17 protein-coding genes are annotated in these 24169 nt (G+C 63.0%); all 17 read left to right on the plus strand.

Annotated elements, in window-relative coordinates; translation table 11 throughout:
- Positions 1–170: 170 nt before the first annotated feature.
- Positions 171–1151, plus strand: a complete 981-nt coding sequence (locus IGB42_RS01820) for a sigma 54-interacting transcriptional regulator (protein WP_159665742.1) — start codon at positions 171–173, stop codon at positions 1149–1151.
- 117 nt (positions 1152–1268) lie between these two features.
- Complete coding sequence (locus IGB42_RS01825; protein ID WP_159665745.1) at positions 1269–1502, plus strand: hypothetical protein; 234 nt, start codon at positions 1269–1271, stop codon at positions 1500–1502.
- Positions 1503–2021: 519 nt separating this feature from the next.
- Entirely contained in the window at positions 2022–4577 is a 2556-nt protein-coding gene (gene tssC / locus IGB42_RS01830) for a type VI secretion system contractile sheath large subunit (RefSeq protein ID WP_159665748.1), read from the plus strand.
- 104 nt (positions 4578–4681) lie between these two features.
- The gene (locus IGB42_RS01835) at positions 4682–5248 is read left to right on the plus strand and encodes a type VI secretion system tube protein Hcp (RefSeq protein ID WP_159665751.1); all 567 of its coding nucleotides are present in this window, start codon (positions 4682–4684) and stop codon (positions 5246–5248) included.
- 94 nt (positions 5249–5342) lie between these two features.
- Positions 5343–5759: a hypothetical protein gene (locus IGB42_RS01840; protein ID WP_159665754.1), complete on the plus strand. Its 417-nt coding sequence runs from the start codon at positions 5343–5345 to the stop codon at positions 5757–5759.
- Positions 5756–7588 (plus strand): type VI secretion system baseplate subunit TssF, encoded by a 1833-nt coding sequence (gene tssF / locus IGB42_RS01845; RefSeq protein ID WP_159665757.1) that lies wholly within the window; start codon positions 5756–5758, stop codon positions 7586–7588. The genes IGB42_RS01840 and tssF overlap by 4 nt, the downstream gene beginning before the upstream one ends.
- Positions 7585–8661 (plus strand): type VI secretion system baseplate subunit TssG, encoded by a 1077-nt coding sequence (tssG, locus tag IGB42_RS01850; protein WP_159665760.1) that lies wholly within the window; start codon positions 7585–7587, stop codon positions 8659–8661. Before tssF ends, tssG begins: the two co-directional genes overlap by 4 nt.
- An 82-nt stretch (positions 8662–8743) precedes the next feature.
- Positions 8744–11254, plus strand: coding sequence for a phage late control D family protein (locus IGB42_RS01855; RefSeq protein ID WP_159665763.1), 2511 nt, complete (start codon positions 8744–8746; stop codon positions 11252–11254).
- A gap of 88 nt (positions 11255–11342) precedes the next feature.
- The gene (locus tag IGB42_RS01860) at positions 11343–14027 is read left to right on the plus strand and encodes a DUF2169 domain-containing protein (protein WP_159665766.1); all 2685 of its coding nucleotides are present in this window, start codon (positions 11343–11345) and stop codon (positions 14025–14027) included.
- Complete coding sequence (locus IGB42_RS01865) at positions 14024–15118, plus strand: pentapeptide repeat-containing protein (protein ID WP_159665769.1); 1095 nt, start codon at positions 14024–14026, stop codon at positions 15116–15118. The genes IGB42_RS01860 and IGB42_RS01865 overlap by 4 nt, the downstream gene beginning before the upstream one ends.
- Complete coding sequence (locus tag IGB42_RS01870) at positions 15118–15672, plus strand: DUF3540 domain-containing protein (protein WP_159665772.1); 555 nt, start codon at positions 15118–15120, stop codon at positions 15670–15672. The genes IGB42_RS01865 and IGB42_RS01870 overlap by 1 nt, the downstream gene beginning before the upstream one ends.
- A gap of 104 nt (positions 15673–15776) precedes the next feature.
- Positions 15777–16175: a DUF4150 domain-containing protein gene (locus tag IGB42_RS01875; RefSeq protein ID WP_159665775.1), complete on the plus strand. Its 399-nt coding sequence runs from the start codon at positions 15777–15779 to the stop codon at positions 16173–16175.
- 4 nt (positions 16176–16179) lie between these two features.
- Positions 16180–16647 (plus strand): hypothetical protein, encoded by a 468-nt coding sequence (locus IGB42_RS01880; protein WP_159665798.1) that lies wholly within the window; start codon positions 16180–16182, stop codon positions 16645–16647.
- 46 nt (positions 16648–16693) lie between these two features.
- Positions 16694–18175 (plus strand): type VI secretion system baseplate subunit TssK, encoded by a 1482-nt coding sequence (gene tssK, locus IGB42_RS01885; protein WP_159665814.1) that lies wholly within the window; start codon positions 16694–16696, stop codon positions 18173–18175.
- Between the two features lie 52 nt (positions 18176–18227).
- Entirely contained in the window at positions 18228–18983 is a 756-nt protein-coding gene (locus IGB42_RS01890; RefSeq protein WP_159665817.1) for a DotU family type IV/VI secretion system protein, read from the plus strand.
- Between the two features lie 19 nt (positions 18984–19002).
- Positions 19003–22947 (plus strand): type VI secretion system protein, encoded by a 3945-nt coding sequence (locus tag IGB42_RS01895; protein ID WP_159665820.1) that lies wholly within the window; start codon positions 19003–19005, stop codon positions 22945–22947.
- 4 nt (positions 22948–22951) lie between these two features.
- Positions 22952–24046: a type VI secretion system protein TssA gene (tssA, locus tag IGB42_RS01900; RefSeq protein ID WP_159665823.1), complete on the plus strand. Its 1095-nt coding sequence runs from the start codon at positions 22952–22954 to the stop codon at positions 24044–24046.
- Positions 24047–24169 lie beyond the last annotated feature (123 nt).

Consider the following 24169-nt stretch of genomic DNA (forward strand, 5'->3'; position numbering starts at 1 on the left):
TTACGGAACGGCACAACAATGGCGTTGTTTATAAAGCGTTTTTTATTTACAAAAGTCGGGTGGACTTCTGAAAACTGTAAACTATCCTCATTGAGTCGGATCATGCTGACGTCGGCCCCACGTCAGCCCATGATAATCAACGTAAAAATGTGTCATCGGTAGGTAAGCGAATGGACAAGTTTTCCCAACTGAACCTGATCGGTTCCTCGCATTCTTTCCTGCAAGTGCTCAAGCAGATTCAGAAGATCGCCAAGGTTGACGTTTCGGCGTTCGTGATGGGGGAAACAGGCACCGGCAAGGAGCTTGCCGTGCGTGCCATCCACTATCTGGGCCAACGACATGAGAAACCGTTTGTGCCGGTCAACTGTGGCGCGCTACCGGAAACCCTGATCGAAAGCGAGCTGTTCGGCCACGAGCGCGGCGCCTTCACCGATGCCAAGGCGCCCTATCGCGGCCTGATTGCCGAGGCCGAAGGCGGCACGCTGTTCCTGGATGAAATCGATTCGCTCGGGCCCAAGGCGCAGTCAGCGCTGCTGCGCTTCCTGCAGGATGGCAGCTACCGGCGCGTTGGCGCCAGTGTGCAGCGTCATGCCGATGTCCGCATCATCGTCGCCAGCAACGTGAAGATGGAAACGCTGCTCGAATCGCGCACCTTCCGCCGCGATTTGCTGTACCGGCTCAATATCCTCACCCTGCATATCCCTCCGCTGCGCCAGCGTGGCCAGGATGCGGCAGAGCTTGCCCATGTGTTCCTCGACCGTTTGCGCCATCAATACCGGATGCCGGACAAACAGCTGCACCCCGATGCCATGCAATTCATTGCCAGCCACCCCTGGCCGGGCAACGTGCGTGAACTGGAAAACATGCTGCATCGCGAGTTTTTGATGTCCGATGATGAATACGTGCGTCTCGGGCCGCCACAGCATGGGATACCTGAAGTTGTACCTGTCGCCCCCGGCAGCGGATTACCGGTGGCGCTGAAAGTGGCCAAGGCAGAGGCCATTGCGCGTTTCGAGCAGAATTACGTGCGCGAGCTGCTGGAGCGTGCGAACGGCAACCTCACCCATGCGGCGCAAATGGCCGGGCAAGATCGCAGCGCCTTCGGCAAGCTGGTGCGCAAGCACCGGCTGAGCCATGACAAATCGAGCTGATCGCCTACAGCGCCATTGGGCGAAACAGCGATAGCGTACATGCAGAAAGTTGGCCATATTCAGATGACATGGCTGGCCTGACAGCTCCGATACATCCGGCAATCCCAGACCTACTGCATGGAAAAACAACTCGTTACCCATACCGCCGCACTGATCCAGCGCTATATCGCCAGCCGCCCCGATGCTGCGGATACCATAGAGGGCATCCATCTATGGTGGATAGACTGGCCGCAATCGCCAGAGCAACCGGCGGTCACCCTTGCCGCGCTGGAACAGCTGGAAGCTGCCGACCTCATGGAACGCGTGCAGATCGGCGGCCGCGAGCTGTGGCGCGCCAAGCGGAGCCGCTAGCGGATTCTGCCTTTCTAGCCTTCCGCCTTTCTAGCCTTTCTGCCTTTCTGCCTTTCTGCCTTTCTGCCTTTCTGCCTTTCTGCCTTTCTGCCTTTCTGCCTTTCCGCCTGCCGCACATCCCCCAACCTCAGCGCCCTTTGTTCTGCTTGCGTGCCTTTTGCTCACCTGCCTTGAAATCCGCGTTGGCCCGCTCCCATTCCGGGTCAAATCCGACCCTGCCGGGAAAAAAACTCCACCCTTCATACGCAGCGATCACGTCCTTCCGTCCATACATAATTTAAAAATACCTATAAAAATCAATTAATTGAAATCAAATATCACGCTGGCATGAATATTGATTAGAGGTTATCCCGATGACTCCACCTTTTGGCCCAGGCCGCACTGCAACGTGGAGTCAGTGAGTGGCTAGCCCGATCCACAGCATCCCGTGCTGCCTGGAAAGTGGTTCCGCGTGAGATGTGTGGCGGTGACGTGCGCAAATCGCGCAGGCCCCCATTCTGGTCATGGAGCGATGAATAGATGAATTTGACGAACGACGACAAGGTTCAACAGAAGCTGACCCGGGTACGCCCACCCAGGGTCAAGATCACCTATGACGTGGAAACGGGGGGCGCAATCCAGCAAGTCGAAATCCCGTTCATCGTCGGTATTTTCGCCAACTTGTCGGGCGATACCCCCATCGGGACCGCTGTCCCGCCCAGCACCAGCAGCATCACTGCGGGCGTCAGCAGCCCGGGCGCAGCGCTGCGCCCGCTGGCCGCGTACAAGAACCGCGATATGGTGGAAATCGACCGCGACAGCTTCAATACGGTGCTGAGCAACTCGTCGGCCAGCGTTGCGCTCAGCAATGTCCCGAATACCATCGATGTGCTGCATACCGCCTTGAGCGTTTCACCGGCCGCCAGCGGTTTGCCTCCGGAAGAAACCCTTTCGGGCACGCTGCCGTTCACCAGTTTCGATGATTTCCTGCCCGGCAACGTGGTCGCCAACATCCCCAAGCTCAGCGAATACGCCAAGGCACGCGCCAGCATCCGCGAACTGCAGTCCAAGGCAGATGCGGATGAAGATCTGGCGCAACTGCTGGATGCCGTCGTGCTGTTCAACAACACGGCGACATTACGCAAATCCGTCACCGCCCAATTGCCGCAGGCCGGTCTGAAAGACACGTTGGGTACGCAGGCATCGGCCTGGGGCAGCACAGCCAGCAGCAAAAAGGGCAACGCCACCGTTTCCGCCGCGGTGCGGGCCTCGGGCCAGGTCAGCGTTCCGGTGACTGGCAGCTTTGCGGTTTCGGGTACTGGCGTGGTCAACGTCAACGGCACTGTCAGCTTTACCGTTTCCGGCACTGCCAATGGCAAGCTCACCGGTACCGTATCAGGTTCCGGCATCGTCAATGGCAGCGGCAACATCACACTGCACGGCACTGCCAACGGCACGCTGACGGCAGCCGGCTCCGGCGCGGTGAACGAGGTGCTTACCGGCCAAGCTGCGGTCACCGCCACGCTCATCACCCGCGTCACCCCCTCCACCGATACCGGCAGCCTGCCGACTTCCGGCACCATCTCTGCGCAGTTGCTCGGCCAGTTGACCGGCGCACCGCCCGCCAGCGGCACCGATCAGACGGCCTTTGTGCAGCAGGTAGCCGCAGCGAGCACCCTGCTGGGCTACTTCAGCCAGCAGGTGCTGGCGCAACCGGCCAATGGCGCTGTGTCGCTGCGGGCCACGCAACTGATCGACCAGCGCGTGGCGGCTATCGACGCCGCACTCAGCACCCAGGTTTCCGCCATCCTGCACAGCCCGAATTTCCAGGCGATCGAAGCCACCTGGCGTGGCCTGCAGGGGCTGGTATCCACGTCCGAAACCGGCCGGATGCTCAAGCTGCGCGTGTTCAACGCCACCAAGCAAGACCTGATCGACGATCTGGATCAAGCGGTGGAGTTCGACCAGAGCAAGCTGTTCAAGATGATTTACGAAGCGGAATACGGCACCTACGGTGGCTTCCCGTACAGCCTGCTGATGGGCGATTACGAATTCGGCAGCGGTGACGCCGATATCGATCTGCTGAGCAAGCTGACCCAGGTTGCAGCCGCCGCACACGCGCCGTTGATTTCCGCCGCATCGCCGCAGTTGTTCGGCCTGAGCGATTTCAGCAAGCTGGCCAACCCGCGTGATCTGTCGCAAATCTTCGAAGGCATCAGTTGGTCCAACTGGAACGCCTTCCGCGATACCGAAGATTCGCGCTACGTCACGCTGGTGTTGCCGCACATGCTGCTGCGCCAGCCCTACGACTACCGGCTGGCCGACGTGAAAGGCTTCAAGTTCGTTGAAGACATCACCGACAGCACCAGCACGCCACTGGACGCCACCATCAATAATCCGGGCGAGCCGCAGACGGCCATCCGGCCCACCAACAAGAAATTCCTGTGGGGCAATGCGGCTTATGCGCTTACCGGCCGCATCACCAATGCCTTTGCACTGTATCGCTGGACGGCAGCGATCCGCGGCGAGGAAGGCGGTGGCCTGGTCGATGGCTTGCCGCTGTACATCTATCCGTCCGAGCTGGGCGCACCGGTAGCACTATGCCCGACCGAGGTATCGATCACCGACCGGCGCGAGAAAGAGCTGAACGATCTGGGATTCGTTGCACTGTGCCATTGCAAGAACACCTCGCACGCGGTGTTTTTCGGCGGCCAGACCGTCAACCTGCCCAAGCGCTACGTGAGCGATTCGGCCAACGCCAATGCGCAGACCTCGGCCATGTTGCCGTACATGCTCGCCGCCTCGCGCTTCGCGCATTACATCAAGGTGATGATGCGCAAGAAGATCGGCAGCTTCCTCACGCGCGGCAACATCGAGTCGTACATCAACACCTGGATCGCCCAGTACGTTCTGCTCGACGACAACGCCAGCCAGGACGTGAAGGCGAACTACCCGTTGCGTGCCGCCGAAGTGATCGTGACCGAGGTACCGGGCGAGATCGGCTCCTATAACGCCACGCTGTTCATCAAGCCCCACTTCCAGCTCGAGGACCTGCGCGCCTCGATCCGTCTGGTGGCGGATTTGCCGAAGGTATAACGCGTATCGCTTGTGGACCCGCCAGCTTGCTGCGCCGCTGAAACGATCATGCGGCGCAGCCGGCAGGCTTGCTCCAGCATCCCTATCCAATACAAGGAAGCATCATGGATCTGATCCTGTTACAACCGGGTAACCCGGAAATCTTCGGCGGCGCAAACAGCTGGACCAATGGCGGCAGCCTGATCGACAACACCTGGCGCGATAGCGTTCTCAACCTCGGGCAATGTATCGAGCTGGTGTCCATCCACCACGGCATGAAGCAGCAGGTCACCACCGACGTCAGCAACTCCGCGCGTACATCCGGCCGGCCGGTGATCACCGAATTCACCTGCGTGAAGTACGTCGACAAGACCTCGGTGAAGTTTTACGAGTATTGCCTGCGTGCCGAGCCGCTGGGCAAGGACAAGGGCAACCCCACCAAGATCTACATCGCGCGCAACTCGGGCGACAAGACCGCCAACATCATGACCATCGCGTTGCGCGACGCCATCATCAGCGAGGTGCAGTTCCAGTCGCACCCCAACGACATGCCCACCGAGCAATTCAAGCTCAGCTTCACCGAGGTGGTGTGGACCTACACCGTCCAGCTGGCCGATACCGGCACTGCAGGCAACCTCTCTGCCGGCTGGAGCGTGGCACGCAACCGCCCGATCGGGCAGTTTACCGATTGATCATCGCCCGCCCTCTCCCGGGTACGGGAGGGGGCATTGCACAGGCCGCTCCCGGCATCGGGCAGGCCCGCACAGACCATACAGGGGAATCGTCATGCATTTTCTGCTGGAACGCCTGGCCAGCAGTCCGCAAGGGCTGCGCCCCCTTGCCATGCAGGGGGATGAAGAAGAAGCCTTGGGCAATATCGAGGCGCTGATCGTGGCGCAGATCGAGCGCATCGTCGCCAACCGGCCGCGCGCCAAGGATGACGCCACGCTGCTGTATGCGTTCGGCATGCCCAGTGTGGTGGAGCTGGCGAAGTACAACGGCGACGAGCTTGCCAGCTATGCACAGCGGCTGGAAAACATGATCCGCAATACCGAACCACGGCTGGAAAACCCGCGCGTGCGCGTGGTGCCCGGCGCCAGCGAATGGCTGGGCAAGGAGCTGTTGATCAGCGGTGACGTGCGCATCGCCCGCAACCTGCATCCGTTCACCTTTACCGTTCAGCAAGATGGCGCAGCAGCATGAATGTCACTGATGTCTCGCTCAAGGATTTCTTTGTCCGCGAGTTGCAATCATTGCGCGACGATGCCAGCGAATTCGGCCGGCTGAACCCGGCTGCCGGCCATGCACTGAGCCTGGGGCGCGGCGCATCCGGCGATCCGCAGGTGGAGCTGCTGTTGCAATCCTTTGCCTGGCTGGCCGGTCGGCTGCGCTACCAGGTAGAAACCGGCCTGGCAGCAGTACCCAATTTCCTGAATGCATTCATCTATCCTCACCTGTCGCTGCCCATTCCGTCGATGCTGATCGCGCAGTTGGAGATCAAGCCAGACGGCGCCAACTTCACCCGCGAGAACCTGCTCAAACGCGAACGCATGTTCGGCGCAATGGCGCGCAACGACCTGCATGAGCAATACAAATGCCGCTTCCGCACCTCGTGCGATACGCAGCTGCTGCCGCTGCATATCAGCCAGATCCAGTTGCTGGGCCGCGAAGACCTGCCGCTGGGCGTATGCGGTGACAACACCGCATCCATACTGCGCGTGCGCGTGCAGCGCAGCGCTGCCGAAAGCCTCAAGACACTCAACTGCAATCGCCTGCGCATCCATATCAAATCAGATCGCAACGACGCCTTCCGCCTGTATGAATGGTTTGCGCTGAACAGCTACGAAACCGGCGCCAATACCATCGCCATCTGCCCCGATGGCAACAGCGCTGCCACACAGCGCCTGCCGGTTGGCAGCTTCAGCTGGGCGGGGTTCGAGGATGACGAAGCGCTACTGGAGGTGAACCAGAACACGCACCCGGGCATGCGTTTGCTGCAGGAGTATTTTGCCTTTCCGGAGAAGTTTTTCTTTTTCGACCTGCACCAGTTGCCGCTGGATACCGCGCAGGACAGCTTCGACCTGCTGTTTTTCAGCACCATCCAGGTAGACAAGACGCTGGGTATCCGCGCCGACAGCCTGCTGCTCAACTGCGTGCCGCTGGTGAACCTGTTTCCGCAGCGCCTCGAGCCATTCCAGCTCGACCATACCCAGTACGAATACCGGCTGCAGGGCGATGCCCGCTTCCACCGCTATTGCGAGGTGTATTGCATTACCAGCCTTACCGCCACCCGCCCCGGCGGCGCGGCGCGCGACATTGCCCCGTACTTCTCGATGGATGGCGGCGGCGAAGCCGGCGATTTCTTCTATATCTCGCGTCTTGCCGAAGATCCAAGCGGGTCCGTCAACGGCACCGAAACCTATGTGTCCTTCCTCGACGAAGCGTTCAGCCTGGAGCAGACCGTCGACGAGGTGGTTGGCGGCACCGCAGTCTGCACCAATCGCTGGCTGGCAGAACAGCTACGCATGAACGACCCGCTGTGGATCGAAGGCGCCGCCCCGCTGGCAGGCACGCGCATCATCAGCAAGCCCACCGCCCACCAGTCGCCGCACATCATCGGTGAGCAGCCTTGGGCGCTGGCGGCGCAACTGGCGCTCAACCACCTGTCGCTCAGCGATGGCCCGCAGGCGCTGGCCGCGTTGCAGGACATCCTGCGCGTGCACGTGCCGGCGAAGAACACGCAGGCGCAGCGGCAGATCGATGGCCTGGTGGACCTGCAGTGCGAGCGCGTGCGCCATCATCGCAATGACGACGCATGGCGTGGTTTCCGCTCCGGTATCCGCATCACGCTCACCGTCGATCACAGCCAGTTCGTCGACAGCAGTGCCGTGCTGTTCGGCGAAGTGCTGCACCGTTTCTTCACGCTGTATTGCCCGGTGAACATGACGGTCGAGCTGGTACTGCGCACTACTGAAATCAAAGAGGATGTAAAAGCATGGCCTCCGCTGTCCGGCTCGCAACACCTGGTATGAGCGGCGGCGCAGCCGGCCAGCCCGGCGCACCGCAGCTCGACCTGCTGATGCGCAATCATTTCATGCGCTTCAATGCCTTTCAGCTGGTGCGCCTGCTGAACTGGCAGAACGCTGCGCCGGGCGCCGGCAAGGTGCGCTTCCATGCCGATTGGTCCCCCGCGTTTCCGGGCGTGGAAATCACCACGCTGCAGCCGGACCCCACGCAAGGGCACACACCCGAGCGCTGGCGCGTGAGTACACCCAACTATTGCGTGGGCGGCGAGCTGGGCCCGCTGCCCGATACGTTTACCGAATGGCTGCGCGAACAGCAACGCATGGGCAGGCCTGCTGGCGCGCGCTTCCTGGATCTGTTCAACCATCGCTTCAATGTCCTGCGCCACGAGATCAAGACCGCGCAGGACATTGCGCTGAACCGCCTGCCGCCCGCGCAGTCACCGCAAGCGGACTATCTGGCCGCGCTGGCCGGCCTGCACTCGCCGCATCTGCAAGCGCAGATTCCCATGCCGCGCCGCACCTGGCTGGCATTGGCTGGCATGCTCACCATCGCACGCTACAGCTCGGCAACGCTGACGCGCGCGCTGCAGCACTACCTGGGCGTGCCGGTGCGCATCGAGCAGTGGGTGGGTGGCTGGTTCCGGATCGAAAATAGCGAGAAACAGCGGTTGGGAAAGCGTAACCATGCACTGGGCCATAGCGCACTGCTGGGAAGCCGCGCCTGGGATGACCATGCAGGTATCCGCATCCACGTTGCAGAACTGGATTACCCGCGCTATTGCAGCCTGTTGCCCGATTCGGCGCAAACCGACCCGGACGCACGCACGCCATTCAATGGCCTGGCCGCCATGCTCAACCTGTTGCTCGACCGCCGGGTGGATATCCACGTGCGCCTGCAGGTACGCGGTGATACCTGCCCGCCCTCGCGGCTGAGCGCTACGGCAAAGCGCAGCGACGCCTATATCGGCTTGCGGCTGGGACAGACCGCGTGGCTGGCTGGTGCCAGGCCGGACGATCCGGGTAGCGAGCGCGAAACCAGTTACCTGCTGCCTGCCTTTGCCGGGGAGCTGCCAGCATGAACGCCACGGTGACAGGGGCTGACGTGCGTGCACCGTTGCACCGGAATGTTGCGGCAGCGCCCGCCAGCGCGGAGGTGCTGCAATGAACCTGCCCAGCACATTCCTCGGGCGCACCGCAGTCGAGCAGATCGGCCTGCCGGTGCTGTTTCTGCATGTCGCGCTGTTCTTGCCGGGCCGGCGCATCATCAGTGATGAAACCTTCCGCCTGATCAGTTTTTCAGGCCAGGAAAGCGTATCCAGCCCGTTCGAATACACGCTGGAGCTGCATGGCGCCAGTACCGCTGCACCCAACGGCATTGCGCTGCAATTTGCCGATGTCATCGGTAGCAGCGTCACGGTGGGCATCCAGTACCCGTGCGACCAGACGTCGGCTGCCATGGCAGATCGTTTCCGGAGTGCGGTTCGCGGCGGCAAGGCTGTGGATGGCCTGGCGCTGTTCAACGGCATCGTCACCTCGTTCTCCAGCGATATTCCGGGCGTTTACCGCATCAGCATGAAGCCCGCGCTGTACCGGTTGACGCTGACCAATGCCTATCAGGTCTATCCGCAGATCAACATCAGCGACCTGATCGGCAAGCTGATGAAAAAGCACCAGATCGATTATTCGGTCGAAGGTATCAGCAGCGGCGCGCAGGGTGGCAACCAGGCGATCAGCCGCGTGCAGGACTGGCTGCAAGCCGGCGAGAGCGATTTTTCGCTGTTGCAGCGCTTGCTGGGCAAGGCATCGATTTATTTCTACATCACCCACAGCGCTACCGGTCACAAGGTGGTCTTTGCCAACCAGCCTGACTACGTGCCGGTGTATGCCGATGGCCGGACACTGCGCTACACGCATACCGGCGAAGACGAACTGGGCCTGGTGGAAGCCGATACCGTCACCAAATACACCTATCAGCAATCGCTCACCAGCAGCAATGTACTGAGCACTTTCACCCGCCAGGAAGAAGCATGGGATGTGGACCCGATACCGGTATTCCACAGTTACGCCGCAGGTAGCGGCACGCCCGGCACCTTGCCGTTCAACCAGTACCGGATCTATCAATACGGCTGCAGCCATCAGGAAGTTGCGGATGCGGTGGCGTTGACCGGGCTGTCATTGCAGACGTCGGCCAGCAGCCTGTCTGGCAGCAGCCACTGTGCATTCTTCCGCGTGGGCGCGCAGTTTGCACTCAGCGGTGCCGATACCCTGCCCGCCCCGATGCAACCCATGCTGGATGGTCAGCCCTTCGTGCTGACCGAAGTAAAGCATGAAGCCAGTGCAGATGGCGGCTACAACAACGATTTCCAGGCGGCCGAAGCCGCCGGGCTGATTACGCCGTTTTCCATCGAAAATACCCAGCAAGGCACCGTACTGGCGCAGGTGGTGGCGCACGCCAGCGCCAACAATCCGAGCGACTGGCGCTACTACGCGCCGGACAACTTCGATCCGGAAAGCAGCGCACTGGTCGATACGCTGGCCCAGCCCGATACCCTGCAGGCCAAGGGCGTATACGTGCGGTTTTCCACCGCCGATCCGCAATCTGCTCCCGTGTGGATAAAGCTGTCTTCCAGCATGCAGACCGTGCCGGAACTGGGCGTGACCGTGATCGTGGCACGCGCACAGGATGAATCGGAACTGCCGGAAATACAGAACATCGTGCATGCCAACGGCAATATGGTGGTGACCCCGTCCGGCTGGACCGCGGATACCCGGGTTGGTAGCAGCTATTCCACCAATTATGGCGACAGCAAGAGCATCCGTTTCGGCCGCAGCTCCACGCCGCAATTGCAGACCGCCATCGACATCGTCAGCAATGCCTACACAACCGGGCAGTTCCGCGATGCCAGTTATTCCCAGGGCGCCAGCTACAGTTTTTCCACCTCGGACACCAGGCAGGAAGGCTTGCTGAACCAGGCGTATTCCTATGGTTCTTCACGCAATTTCAGCTGGGCGGCGTTCAATCGCAGCTTCAGCGCGGTCGGCGTCAGTTACAACGAATCGGTGATCGGCCGTTACGATCCCGCCAGCCAGCAACCCGGCAGCTACCCGCAGGCCGCCGCTGCCGTGCAAGCCAACATCACCACGCTGTACGGCGATAGCTACGGCAAGACCACCAATAATGGCGCGGTCAGCAACGACAGCTATACCAGCGGCGCCACCACCAACACCACCGTCAACGACGGCAAGGTGACCAACACCAACACCAATAATGCAGACGTGGTTTCCACCAATACGGTCAACGGCAATTCGACCAGCATCAACAAAACCAGCGGCAATACCAAATCGGACAACACCACCGGCACCGCGGAAAACACCAGCATGACGGGTGCCCAAGTCAGCAACACGCTGCTGGGTGCCTCTACCAGCCAGAGCATGACTGGCGCCACCAACGATATGTCGATCACCGGCGCCAGCAACCGGGTCTCCATTACCGGCGTGGGCGTGGATACCTCCATCAGCGGCTCATCCACCCGTATCAGCATCGTGGGCAACAACAACGTGATCGATATCGCCGGCCCCGGCTTCCGCCTTGCCGAAGAGGCGGAACGGCCGGTGGTGGAAATGGCGGATGTGAACATCACCATCGTGGCACTGGCGCAGATCTATCTATGAACAACGTCGCCGCCCTTTTCCCGGCCTTGCACCGCCACGCCAGTTGCCCGGCAGGTGAGCGGGCGCGCACCGTTGCCGGAGCATGGGCATGAAAGCGATCAAACCGCTCAGCCTGGGCTTGCTGCATCGCCCTTACCGCATCGGCGATGAATACCGCTTCGTCGTTTCCGCGCTGGGGTTTTTCCGGTTGGGTACGCAGAACGAAAGGTTCCTGATCGACAACCTGCAATGGCCGCTGGTCGCCAAGGCCTTGCCCGCTGGCCAGATGCTCGATGAAGTGATGCCCAAGCCAGCCGGGGAAGTGCTGCTGGCCGGCAGCGCCCATGCCCCAGGTGGCGAGCCTGTCAAAACCATGACGGTATCGATGCAGCTGGGCAAGTTGCAGAAAAGCCTGCGCATCGTCGGCAAGCGCACGTGGGCGTACGGGCTGCTGCCGTGGTACCGCATCAGTGCGCCAGCGCCTTTCAGCAGCATGCCGATCGATTATGCGCATGCTTTCGGCGGACCCGGCCTGAAGGCCAACCCGGCAGGCATGGGCTATAGCGGCAACCCCTTTGCGGCGTTCTGGGGCAGCAACACGGGTGTCTTGCCCAATATCGAACTGCCCGGCCGGCCGGCCATCCGCCACTGGCGGCGTTACGCACCGGCAGGCTTTGGCGCGATACCGCTCAGCTGGACGCCCCGCATGACGCTGCTGCGCGCCATGCCGCGCCCGGATGAAAAGCAGCTCACGGCCACTTCACCCTTGCCGGGGCTGGCTGCCCGTGTTGATCGCTCGCTGTTCCAGATGGCGCCAACCGACCAGCAGCTACCGGGCGATGTCGGCAGCGGCGAGCCCTACCGGCTGACCGGCATGCACCCGCAACAGCCGGTGATCGAAGGCCAACTGCCTGCACTGGCAGCACGCGCCTTCATTCAGCGCCGGGGCAGCGATGCGGCGGAGGAAGTACCGCTGCAATGCGATACCGTCTGGTTCTTTCCCGACCTGTTGCTGGGCGTGATGATCTGGCATGGTGAAGCCGCCATCAGCGACAGCCTGGCGCAGGATGTGCAAACCGTGATGGTGGCGTACGAGCGCGCCGGCAGCCCCAAGCCGCTTGCGCATTACCAGCAGGCGCTGGCGCGGCGTACCAACCCGGCCACCGCCGGTCATGATGCATTCAATGAATCCCAGCTGGCAGCCGAGTACTCGCCGGCCGAGCAGGCACGACGGGCTAGCGCGCAGGCCATGGTCCAGGCAACGGAAACGGCCCGCCAGCAAGCAGTGCTCGACGAACACACTGCCGATTTCTGGGCCAGCAGCGGGCTGCAGCCCCCGCCAGGATACGTGCCGCCGATCATCCCTGCACCGCCGCTGCCACTGCCCAACCCGCTGCAGATACGCGAACGCGATTTCGACGTCGGTGCGCTGATCGACGCTGCGCGGGCAGTAGGCAATACGCTGCAGCAACAGGCGGCCGTGCAACTGGCGGATGCCCGGCTGCAGTTGGGCAAGCTGGCACCACCCCCCGTCCCCACGGTACGCGAACAACAACAGCAGGCGCTGGCGCGGGCCAGCGTGGCTGCTGGTGATCTGCAGCCGGTACCGGCCGCGTTGCCGGCACAGTTGCAACAGGTGCTGGCGCAGGCCAGACAGTATCAACCCAGCCAGCCCGGCTTGCAGCCGCTGGCAGTCTCGCCCGCACGGCTTGATAGCGCAGCCGCCCAGTTGCCGGCATTGCAGCGGCAAGCCCGGCAAATGGCGCCGGAAGGCAACAAGGCAGCTGCGGCGCTCGATCAGGTGGTGGCCGCCTGGCTGGGCCAGCAACTGGCGCTGTGGCACGCTGGCGGGGCCCTGCTGGCGGGCCGCGATGTGGCTGGCGCCAGGCTGGCCGGCATGGACTTCCGTGGTGCGGATTTACGCGAGATCATGCTCGATTACGCCGATCTGAGCGGTACGTGTTTTGCTGGTGCCGACCTGCGCCGCGCGGTACTCACCGGCGCCAGACTGGATGGCGCCGACTTTAGCGGTGCCCGGCTGGACGGGGCCAACCTCAACCTGAGCCACGGGCAGGCCATCCGCTTCGATGGCGCCACGCTGAGCGGTGCGCAGGCAGACCAGGCCCGCTGGCCAGCCGCCCGCTTGGGCGGTTGCAAGCTGGACCGCTGGCGCGCCACCGGCATCGACCTCAGCGGCGCCATGCTGAACGGGAGCGATCTCACCGCCGCGCTGCTGCTGCAAGCCATTGCACCACATAGCAGCTGGCAGGAGGCCCGACTGGACAAGACCGTGCTGCTGCGCGCCAACCTGAGCGGCGCGGACTGCCGCGGCGCAGTGCTGAACCGCGCCATGCTGGTGGAGGCGCAACTGGCGGGCAGCGACTGGTCCGGCGCCAGCTTCATCGCCACGGTTGGCAACGGCGCGAAGACCGACTGGCGCGGTGCGCTATTGCGCGGCGCACGCGGCGAACGCAGCAACTGGCAGGGGGCAGCCATGGCCGGGGCCGATCTGCGTGGCGCCAACCTGCAGCGTTGCGATTTCAGCTACACCGACCTGACCGGCGCCACGCTCAGCAATGGCTGCTTTGCCGGCAGCCTGTTCCTGGCCACCGTACTGGCCGACTGCGTTGCCGATCATGCCGATTTCTTCCAGGCACTGCTGCACCAGGCCCGCTGCAACGGTGCCGACCTGCGCCATGCCAGCTTTGTGCAGGCAGACCTGAGCGAAGCGGATTTCACCCGTGCACAACTCGATGCCATCCTGCTTGAACCCGCGCGGAGCATTGCCCGATGACCACGAGTGCATCCTTCGACTGGGCCGGCATCGACAAGGCGTTGCGCTTGCAGCAGCCGATCGAGCGCATCTCGCTGGCGGGCGTCGACGCGCGTGGCCGCTCGTTCAGGGATGCGGTATTCAAGCAGGTGGACTTCCAGCACGCGCAACTGGCTGGCGCCAATTTTTCCGGCGCAAAGTTCATCCAATGCACTTTGCATGGCGTGGACCTGAGTGATGCAACGCTGGCAAAAAACAGCTTCATCCAGTGCGACTTGTCTGCCGCCACCTTGCCTGCCGGCCCGCTGCATCTGCTCAGCCTGGTGGCGTGCCAGTTGCAGGACAGCCGCTGGCGTGATGCCCAACTCACACTGTGTGCATTTGCCAATTGCCCGATGGGCGGCATGCACATGCAACAGATCACGCTGGAGCGCTGCACGCTGACAGGCTGCACGCTGGACGGCGCGCACTGGCAGGACCTCGCGCTCACGCACTCCGCCATCACCGCTGCCGATTTGCGCGGCGTCAGGCTCGACGGTTTCAGTGCCGAGCGCGCGGTGCTGATGCAGGCCAATTTCGCAGGCAAGGCCATGGCCGGTGTGCAGTTGTGGCAGTGCCTGCTGCAAAACGCTGTCTTTGATGATGCCGACCTGAGCGGCGCCGACCTGAGCGAATCCAACTGCCAGGGCGCGCAGTTTGCACGCACGCAGGTTGCCGGCCTGATCGCGCCGCGTGCGCTGTTCATCAACGCAGTGCTGAGCGAGCTGGATTTTCGCGGTGCACAGCTGGAAAGCGCGCTGTTCAAAGGCGCGCAATTGCATGCTTGCCGCTTCGATGGCGTGGCGCTGTCGCAAAGCGTCTGGCACGACAGCCAGCTCGACCAGGTGTCATTCGTTGCTGCCGACCTGCGCTATGCGCAGTTCGACCATGCGCGCGGGCAACAGGTGGATTTCGAGCGCGCTCAGCTCGATCACGCCAGCCTCAACGATGTGTGCATCAAACAGATGTCGCTGCGCAATGTGCGCCAGAGCACGGTGCGTGGCACCGATCCATTCCTGCTGGCCGCGCGGCAACCCAGCCGCGCAGCCAGCACCACCCCGGAGCCCCGTTGATGCATACCTATCGTCAGTCGATCCAGACCCAGTCGCCGGCAGTACCCGCCTGGCATGAATCCAGCGTGGCCGTGGCGCTGGGTGAAGGACGCTACCTGCTGGAAGACGGGCGCATGGCAGCGCAAGCGGTATCGTGCGTGATCGAGGCCGCCGTCGGCGATCGCGTGCTGGTGGCCGGCTGCGGCGATGGCAACGCCTACATCGTGCATATCCTGGCGCGCCCGCAACTGGCAGACGCCACCCTGTCCGTCCCCGGCGCCAGCCGCCTGCAGATCCAGCAGGCCACGCTCGATCTGGCCAGCACCGGCGATATTTCGCTGCAGACGCTCAAGGACGTGAAGATCAGCGCCGGTGCCGGTGCCATACGCCTGACCGCGCAAGACCTGTTCCAGAACGTCAACGGTTCGGTGGTGGAAAACGCCCACCACTTTATCGGCCAGGCCGAGCATTACCTGCTGGAAGTGAAGCAGCTGCTGCGCCAGCACGGCCAGCAGGTGATCGTTACCGCGGAAAGTGATGTGAAGGTGGATGCAGAACGGATCTCGATGGGATGAACCGTTGCCATGAACGAGATGCATTGCGTGCTTGCCCTGCAGATGCACCACACCCGAGACACCCACCCGCTGCGAGCCGCGGGCCGGCAAAGGAGTAGCTGACGATGTTCGCCAATACCAACCTCGGCGTGATGAATTTTGCCTTTCCCGATGTCTGCAAGGTGCCGACACCGGTCGGGCCGATTCCGCTGCCATTTCCGAACATCGCGCTGTCGTTCTTCCATATTCCATCGCAATTCCAGGTGATCATCGATGGCGGCCTGGCAGAGAACCTGCTGACCGAAGGCACCATCAGCCGGGGCGATTTCCCCGGCGTGCTGGGCGGCATCATTTCCAACGTGTTCATGGGGCCGGATCGTCAGGTGCTGGGCAGCTTCAAGGTGCTGATGGGCGGCATATTCGGTACGCGCCTCACCACGCTGACGCTGCAGAACGGCGAGGTGCCGAATGCCCCGGGCCTGTCGATCACGCCGGCGCAGTTCCGCGTGATCCTGCTGGGTTGAAGCCATGAAACACCTGCTGCCCCGCCTGCTGTGCACACCGATCATCATCCTGGCACTGAGCCTGCCCGGCTGTGGCCTGACCGCCGCGCTGTTCGGCCCGCCAACCACTTCGCTCAAGTCGGTACAGATCAACAGCCTGCCCGACGCCAACCAGAACACGCCCGCCACGGTGGACGTAGTGTTCATCTACGACAACAGCGCGCTGGCCTTGCTGCCCAATACCGCAACAGACTGGTTTGCCAACCGCCTGGCGCTGCAGAACACGCTGGGCGGCAACATCGATGTGGCATCGCAGGAAGTGCCTCCCGCCAGCCAGGTGAACGTGGTGATGCCGGCGCGGCATGGCAAGGCCCTGAAGGTACGCAGCTATGTGGCGTACGTATCGGGCAATCAGGCCGCTGCCGACCTGACGCTGTTCCGCAAGGTGCAGATCGAGTTGCAACCGGCCAGCGTGGCCTATTCGAACCAATAACATCCAGACATGGGCCGCCGCAGTAGCGGCTGTCAGGGAGAACGCGATGCCGAACGAATACCTGCCAAACAGCCTGCAATGGTCGGACGGGCTGTTGCTATCGCCGCAGCATCTGCAGCAGAACGACATCTACTGGCATCAACGGCTGCACTACACCGCGCAAAGCCTCGACCCTTCCGGCTGGGGCATCCGCAGCCTGAGCCTCGATACCGAGCGCCTGCAGCACGGGCTGGTATATATCGGCACGCTGGAAGCCATCCTGTCCGATGGCTCGGTCATCCAGTACCCGGGCAACTTCAGCCAGATCCAGCCCGCGCAGCCGCTGGCACTGGATATCGCCAGCGTGATCACCACCGGCACGCCGCTGCGCATCTGGCTGACCCTGCCCCAGCGCGGCAGCATGGCGGCGGCCCGCAGCAATCCGCAGCGGCGCTTCCTGTCTTACCGCGATGACAATGTCACCGACGAGAGTGCCGAAGCGGCGCAGGAAGCGGTCGCGGTCGATCGCCTGGTGCCCAGGTTGACACTGTATGCAGGCGTCACCCCGCCGGCGCTGCATGACTGGTGTCCACTGCTGGAGGTGATGCGCGATGCCGATAACCGCTATAGCCTCACGCCATACCACCCGCCGCTGCTGTGCATGGGCGCGGCTGCATTCCTGGGCGAGGCGAGCCTGCAAAAGCGTGTGGTGGCGCTGAAGAAAACCATGTGGGAAAAGCTGCGCGAGCTGGCACGGGAAAGCGGTGCCGACCAGGTATCCGCAAGCGAGCCCGCCACCGAACTGGCCACAGACCAGTTGATCGTCGTGCGCCATCTGGCAATGAGCTTGCCCTTGCTGAGCATCATGGCCGACTCCGCCTGGTCGCGCCCGCTGGACATGTATGCGCTGCTGGCGCAGGTGGCCGGCCAAGTTGCCCCGATCGGCGACAACCCGCTGCCGCCGATGCTCGATGCTTACGATCATCAGGAATGCTACGCGCAGTTCGATACGGTGATCCGCTACATCAGCCGCAAGATCGAATCGATCAATACGCAGTACATCACGCTGACTTTTGCCAGATTGCGCCAGCACGCCGGGTTTGGGCTGCGCCTGCCCGGCTTTGCTGGCGACGAACTGGTGATCGAACTCAAGCCGCGCGACGGGCAATCGCTGCAATCGCTGTCGCACTGGCTGGATGGCTGCGTGATCTGCGCGGTGGAGCTGAGCAAGGAATTGCTGGACCGGCGCGTATCCGGCGCGCATCGCCGCATGCTGGACCCGAAGGAAATAACCCGCCGCGGGCTGCGGCGCGGCGGGCTGTTTTTCGTACTGCGGAATGAACGCGTGCAACTGGGACAGCAGATGCGCCCGGTGTTCAGCGCCGGCGATACCCTGCTGATCCGCAACCACGATCACCAGCGCCACGCACCGGCAGACATCATCCTGCATTGCCTGCGCCAGCAGCAGGCCACGGCCCACACGAGCACGATGCAAGAAGATGACGACGAAGATGCCCCGGTGCTGTTCGAGGTGAGCGATGCACGCTGAGTGCCTTGCCCCAAGCCATCCTGCCACGGCGCAAGCGCCGCAGGATGCAGCAGTGGACGCCGATGCACGCTCGCTGTTCGGCACGTTCTGCGCATTTTACGAGCAGATCGCTGCCATGCGGCTGGCGCAAAGCCAGGGCCACCTGCCTGCGCTGCTGGTACAGGGCGACGAGGCCCCGCCGACCACCGCGGAGGATATGGCCACACGTGCATCGGCACAGCTTGCCGGTTGGCTGCGTGCCGATGCCGCGCTGACGCGCAAGACCGGTACCGATGCTTACATCCGCGTACACAAGATGGCGCAGTACGTGATGACCGCACTGGCCGATGAAATCCTGCTGCTGGAGCTTGACTGGGCAGGGCAGCGCGCATGGCCGGCCGTGCTGCTGGAAGCGCGCCTGTACCGCACCCGCATGGCCGGCGAGCGTTTTTTCGAACTGCAGCGCCGCTTGCTGGAAGTACAACGCCCGGCCGAACTGCATGTCGAGCTGGGCATGATCATGCTCGCAGCGTTGCAACTGGGATTTCGCGGCATGTTGCGTGGCGATCATCTGCAGCGGCAACTGGCGCAGGTGCAGCGGCGCCTGCTGCATTTCGTTGCACGGCAACGCCCGGCGCCCGATGGCGAACATGCGTTTGCACAAGCGTACACACAACGCAGCACCGGCAGCAAAGACCAGCGGCTGGCGCCGCTGAAGCCATGGTGGCGCTCGCTCACGCTGGCACTGCTTGGCGTGGGCCTGCTGTCGATGCTGATCTGGCTGGTGATGGTGCAAACCGGCCTGGCCGCCTTGAATGCCGCCAGTTAGCCAATAAGGAGCCGTGACGTTGTCATTCGGATTCATACTTGTGCTGCTTGTGGCCTTGTTGCTCGGTGTTGCTGCCGTATGGCTGATCTGGCGCGCGCGACTGCCTGCCGGCATCGCCGGCCGGCTGGACAAGCTGTTTGCGCCACTGAGCCAGCTATCCGGCGCTGCCGAAGCACGTTACCGCACGCCCTGGGTATTGCTGCTGGGCGAACATGGCGCGGGCAAGAGCAGCTTCACCGCATCGATTCCGTCCTGGCTCGGGCAGGCGGCGCCTGCGCACCGGCTGACGGCGAGCGGCACGCAATGGTGCTATTGCAATCGTGGCGTACTGATCGATCCGGATAGCGGCCTGCCGGATGCAGTGCCCGGCAGCACGGCAGCAGGCAAATGGCAAACCGCACTGAACGCCATCCGCCGGCTGCGCCCGGAACGCCCGCTCGATGGCGTGGTGCTGTTTGTGTCCGCCCGCACCTTGCAGGGCGACAGCGGCGCAATCCAGGCGCAAGCAGATGCCGCCTGGCAGCAGCTGTGCCAGTTGCAAGCTACCTTCGAGTTTTCACTGCCTGTTTACGTGGTGGTGTCGCAATGCGATGCACTGAGCGGCTTTGCGCCGTTCTGGCATACGCAGGATGCGGTATACCGCGAAGAAATGTTTGGCTGGTCTGCCCCGGCCGCCAGCGAGAGCGGTAGCCCGGCACAATGGAGTGCCGCAACCTTGCTCTCGGTAACGCGCAGCCTGGAAACACTGCAACTGCGTACCGAAGGCGACCCTGCCGGGCAAGCTGCAGATCAGGCCACCACCGGCCAGAATGCGGCGGATAACGACGGATTCTTCCTGTTTCCGCGCCAGTTGCTCAAGCTGCAGGATGCGCTGACGCAATGGCTGGAAACGGCCTTCCGCAGCAGCGCCTGGCAGGCCGGGTTTACCTGCCGGGGGATCTATTTCACCGGCAGCATCGAGGCTGCCGGGGTCATCACCCCCAAGCCACGCAAAGACCTGGCTTTTGTAGCCGACCTCGTCAACGACAAGATCCTGGCAGAGCGCTGGCTGGCCACGCCAAGCCGGCAAAGCATCTGGTCGCGTGACCGGCTGATCCGCAGCCTGCAGATCAGCGGCATCGCGCTGATCGCCGCGTTGAGCCTGGGCCTTGCTGCGGCCAGCCTGGGGCTGTATCGGCAAACGCATGCGCTCACGCACGGAGTGAGCGAGCTGCAACATGTTGCCAGCCAGGTTGCCGCCGATCGTTGTGCCGGCAAGGAAGCGGTGTTCCGCTTGCTGGCCGGTACCGCGCAACTGGACGGCACATTGCCGATGCCGCAGGCCTTGCTGGATCACCGTATACCGGACCGGGCGGCCGAGCTGGTGGGAGCGGATGTCTTCCAGCGCGCCGTGCTGCCCAGCCTTGCCTGCCATCTGGACCAGCGTGCGCAAAACTTGCGGCAAGCCGGTGATACCCTGCCCGGCTCGCCGCTGCCCGGTGTGTATCCGTACCAGCAATACCAGCGCGCGTTGTTCTCGCAGATCGCCGCGGTGCGGCAGCTGGAAGAAAACGTGGCGCGCTATCAGGCCCTGGCACAACCTGGCAGCGCCCGCTCGGCCAGCGCACGGGCGCACGACTTTGCGCTACTGCTCAGCTATGCCTACGGCGTGCCGGAAAAAGAGGTCGCCGCCTATCGCAAAGGGTTGTTCGACGACGTGCTGGCCAGCCTGGACCATGTGCCGGCGCTCAAGCAAATCGCACTGGCCCGCCCCGGCTATGCGCAACAGATCACGCAACTGGGTAATGGTTTGTCGAAACAGCTGTATGACGAAGTGGTGGTGGGCAGCAGCCTGATCGACAACCTGAACCATAACCGCGAGCCGATATTGCAGCAGGCGCGCCATCTGGCGTGGTGGCTCAACTGGACGCGTGATTCTTGGCTGTCGATGGATGCCAATCCTTGCCTGACCAATGCAACCGGGCTGCAAGAAGGCATTGCGCAATTGCAGCAGTTCAGTACCGCCTATACCAGCCTCGGCAAGTTGCCGCAGCAATTCGACGCCAGCCACTGCGCAACGCGTGCATTCCAGTCGCTCGATACGCTCAAGCTGGCGCCGTATGGCCAAGTATTCGTGCAAGCCAACGGCGTGCGCACGCTCAACCCTGCATTGGCACCGGAGCTTTCCGGGCTCAACAGCATGCTCAACCTCGGGTTCATGCAGCTTGACCCGGTCCGCCCGTTTGCCTGCATTTCGCCGATGGCAGGCTGGCGGGAGGATGCACTGGGGCAGGCATCCGGCTTCATTGGGCAGTACCAGCGCTTCATCAAGCAGCAGAACCTGCCCGCGCTGGGCGGCAATGCAATGTCACGGCCGCTGTACCAGCGCATTGCGCTGTCGCAACTGGAGCGGGCGCTCAACAGCACCATGAACGATGCACAGGTCTCGCAAGCCGGGCTGTCCACGCTACCCGCGGTCAGCAATATCCCGGTCAGCGACGACGATGCAGAGCTGGCTCAGGAAAGCAGCAGCTTCGCCCGCACTGTCACGCCCTTGCTGTCGATACGCGATACGTACACGCAGTTGGGGTTTGCCGCCAGCAACACCAGCCTGACCACCTGCATGCGCCAGATGGCCAGCGGCCGGCTGGCCGCCGTGGATGCGCTGGCAGACGACAGCCAGCTTTATGATCCCTCCACGCCGCTGGGGCAGACCGCGTTCTTCTCGCCGGCCGGCACGCCCGCCATCAACGATTACCTGAACCGGCAAGCGGAGCGCAGCCAAGTGCTGGTGGGGTACGCCAGCCCGTTCGTGACCTTGCTGCGCAATACCGGCGGCGTCAACGATGGCAACGCCGCCAACAACCAGATGGTTGATTACTGGGCCAATACCATAGGCACGCTGAACCGCTTCGTCCAGGCCAAGGATCGCAGCGGCAGCATGGGGCAACTCGACAGCCTGCTGGTCAATATCAATGGCATGACCGAACAGAATTGCCGCAGCCTGCTGCAAGCCAATCCGCTGGGTGCCAGCAGCAACGACCTGTTCTATACCCGGCGCGATTACCTGCTGGGCCAGGTCAGCAGCCGTTGCAGCGGTTATGCGCAGGCCAGCGCCCAGGATAGCTGGCAAGACTTCACGCGCCGTTTCCGCAAGGATCTGGCCGGACGCTACCCGTTCGGGCCGCTATCCAGCTCGGATGCCGATCCGCTGAAGGTCAGGCAATTCTTTGCCGACTACAACACCAGCAGTGCCATGCTGCGCAGCGCGGCGGCGGCGCTACCCGGCAGCAATGCCGGCAGTGCCAATGCCTTCCTGGACCAGCTGGATGACTGGAACGCATTCTTCAGGACCACGCTGGCCGCGCCGGGCGACATGCAGCCGGTACACGTGGTGCTGACTTTCCGCGCCCAGCCCGACTATTCGCATGGCACCGAGCAGATCGTATCCTGGGCACTGACCAGCGGCACGCGCATGGCCGGCTTTCCCAACCAGCCCACCACGCTGGATTGGCCATACGGACAGATGACAGTGCTGGACCTGAACTGGGCCGATCACTCGCTGTGGCAACCCGGCAGCGATGTGCAACAGCGCGATCTGCAGGTGCAGCAACGCTCGGCGTCGTTCGTGGCGCTGGGCAACTGGGCGCTGTTGCGCCTGATCGACCGCCATGCGCCTACCAGCGCGCTGCCAGCCGGTGCCGCCGGCAAGGGGGTATTGCTTGAATTCAATGTGCCGGTATCGACCGCCCCCGTCGGCAAGGGCAGCCAGCAACAGGATGTTGCCCGCGGCTACCTGGGCATGCTGCTGCAAGGCACCGACCCCGCCAGCAAGGCGCTGCAGACGCTGAGCAAGCCGGCCACCGCCCCCTACGCTGCCCCACCATACAAGCCGGTGGTGAGCACCGTACCCGCCAGCACGCCCACCAACAAGCCGGCAGCCAAACCGGCCTCCGGCGCGGCCGCCAAGACCAATGGAGCCTGACCCGATGCACCCACACCTTTTTGCGCTGACCGAAACCTACTGCCTCGATCATCTGGGCGTGTCCTTCGAGGCATTGCTGGCGCCGATCAGCGCCCAGAGCCCGGCAGGTGCGTCATTGCGGGGCAGCCCGCTCTACCGGGCCATCCAGCAGGCGCGTGAACACGATGACCCCAGCCTGCCACAAGGACAGTGGGAGCGTGATCTGAAGCGTGCCGACTGGGACAAGGTGAGTGCACTGGCGCTACAGGGGCTGACCCAGCAAAGCAAGGATCTGCAACTGGTGGCCTGGTTGATGGAAGCGCGCCTCAACATCACCGGCCTCGATAGCCTGGTGCCCAGCCTGGTGCTGCTGGACCGGATCTGCGTGCGCTACTGGGATGATCTTTTCCCCAACCTGAAAGACGGCAGCGCCACCCATCGGGCCAATCTGTTTGCCTGGATCAACGAAAAGCTGCTGCCCACGGTGCGCCAGCTGCCGCTCACCGCAAGCGGCCAGCAGGAATACAGCTGGGCGGACTGGGAACAGGCGTGCCGCAATGAAACGATACGCAGCGAGGGCAACCGCAACAACCCGCCACAGCTGGAAGGCGCCACGCTGGCGCAATTCAATGCCGCAGCCAGCGCCACCACGCGCGAAGCCTACCTGTGGCTGCACGAAACCATGACCTGCGCACTGTCCGCCATCACGCTGCTGGGCGATACCTTGCGCACCTGCTTTGGCGACGAGGCACCCGGCCTGCCCAAGCTGACCGCGTTGCTGGAGCAATTGCGCAGCCTGGCCGAGAGCGAACTGCAACGCCGCGGCTGGCGACCCGGTGCAACCGCCGAGGCGGACGTGCCTGAAGCCGTTGCTGCCGTACCCAGCGCCACACTGACCGGCGCGATTGCCGGGCGCGACGATGCGTATGCCCAGTTGGCTGCCGCCGCTGATTTCCTGCTGCGGCTGGAACCACACAGCCCCGTGCCCTACCTGATACGCCGTGCCATCGAATGGGGGCAGCTCAATACCGTCGAGCTTTACCAGGAGCTGTTTCTCAAGTTCAACGGCCAGATCAACATTTTCGAGTTGCTGGGGCTTGAAGCCCAGCAAAGCAAGTAGGCGCAGAAGCGCACGAACAACAGTTTGCCGGCTTCCCGGCAACAAGCAACAGGAGCAATGGCATGGCATGGCGTGCATTAACGAGACTGGGGGCACCGGCAACCTCACGGGCAACCGCGGAGG

The sequence above is a fragment of the Andreprevotia sp. IGB-42 genome, from assembly GCF_009848685.1.
Lineage (GTDB): Bacteria > Pseudomonadota > Gammaproteobacteria > Burkholderiales > Chitinibacteraceae > Andreprevotia.

What these genes read in the sequence shown, in the direction of transcription:
- tssG (WP_159665760.1), top strand. Translation starts at nt 7,585, where the DNA reads ATGAGCGGCGGCGCAGCCGGCCAGCCCGGCGCACCGCAGCTCGACCTG.
- IGB42_RS01860 (WP_159665766.1), top strand. Translation starts at nt 11,343, where the DNA reads ATGAAAGCGATCAAACCGCTCAGCCTGGGCTTGCTGCATCGCCCTTAC.
- IGB42_RS01820 (WP_159665742.1), top strand. Translation starts at nt 171, where the DNA reads ATGGACAAGTTTTCCCAACTGAACCTGATCGGTTCCTCGCATTCTTTC.
- IGB42_RS01870 (WP_159665772.1), top strand. Translation starts at nt 15,118, where the DNA reads ATGCATACCTATCGTCAGTCGATCCAGACCCAGTCGCCGGCAGTACCC.
- IGB42_RS01855 (WP_159665763.1), top strand. Translation starts at nt 8,744, where the DNA reads ATGAACCTGCCCAGCACATTCCTCGGGCGCACCGCAGTCGAGCAGATC.
- tssC (WP_159665748.1), top strand. Translation starts at nt 2,022, where the DNA reads ATGAATTTGACGAACGACGACAAGGTTCAACAGAAGCTGACCCGGGTA.
- IGB42_RS01835 (WP_159665751.1), top strand. Translation starts at nt 4,682, where the DNA reads ATGGATCTGATCCTGTTACAACCGGGTAACCCGGAAATCTTCGGCGGC.
- IGB42_RS01840 (WP_159665754.1), top strand. Translation starts at nt 5,343, where the DNA reads ATGCATTTTCTGCTGGAACGCCTGGCCAGCAGTCCGCAAGGGCTGCGC.
- tssF (WP_159665757.1), top strand. Translation starts at nt 5,756, where the DNA reads ATGAATGTCACTGATGTCTCGCTCAAGGATTTCTTTGTCCGCGAGTTG.
- IGB42_RS01875 (WP_159665775.1), top strand. Translation starts at nt 15,777, where the DNA reads ATGTTCGCCAATACCAACCTCGGCGTGATGAATTTTGCCTTTCCCGAT.
- IGB42_RS01880 (WP_159665798.1), top strand. Translation starts at nt 16,180, where the DNA reads ATGAAACACCTGCTGCCCCGCCTGCTGTGCACACCGATCATCATCCTG.
- IGB42_RS01865 (WP_159665769.1), top strand. Translation starts at nt 14,024, where the DNA reads ATGACCACGAGTGCATCCTTCGACTGGGCCGGCATCGACAAGGCGTTG.
- tssA (WP_159665823.1), top strand. Translation starts at nt 22,952, where the DNA reads ATGCACCCACACCTTTTTGCGCTGACCGAAACCTACTGCCTCGATCAT.
- IGB42_RS01825 (WP_159665745.1), top strand. Translation starts at nt 1,269, where the DNA reads ATGGAAAAACAACTCGTTACCCATACCGCCGCACTGATCCAGCGCTAT.
- tssK (WP_159665814.1), top strand. Translation starts at nt 16,694, where the DNA reads ATGCCGAACGAATACCTGCCAAACAGCCTGCAATGGTCGGACGGGCTG.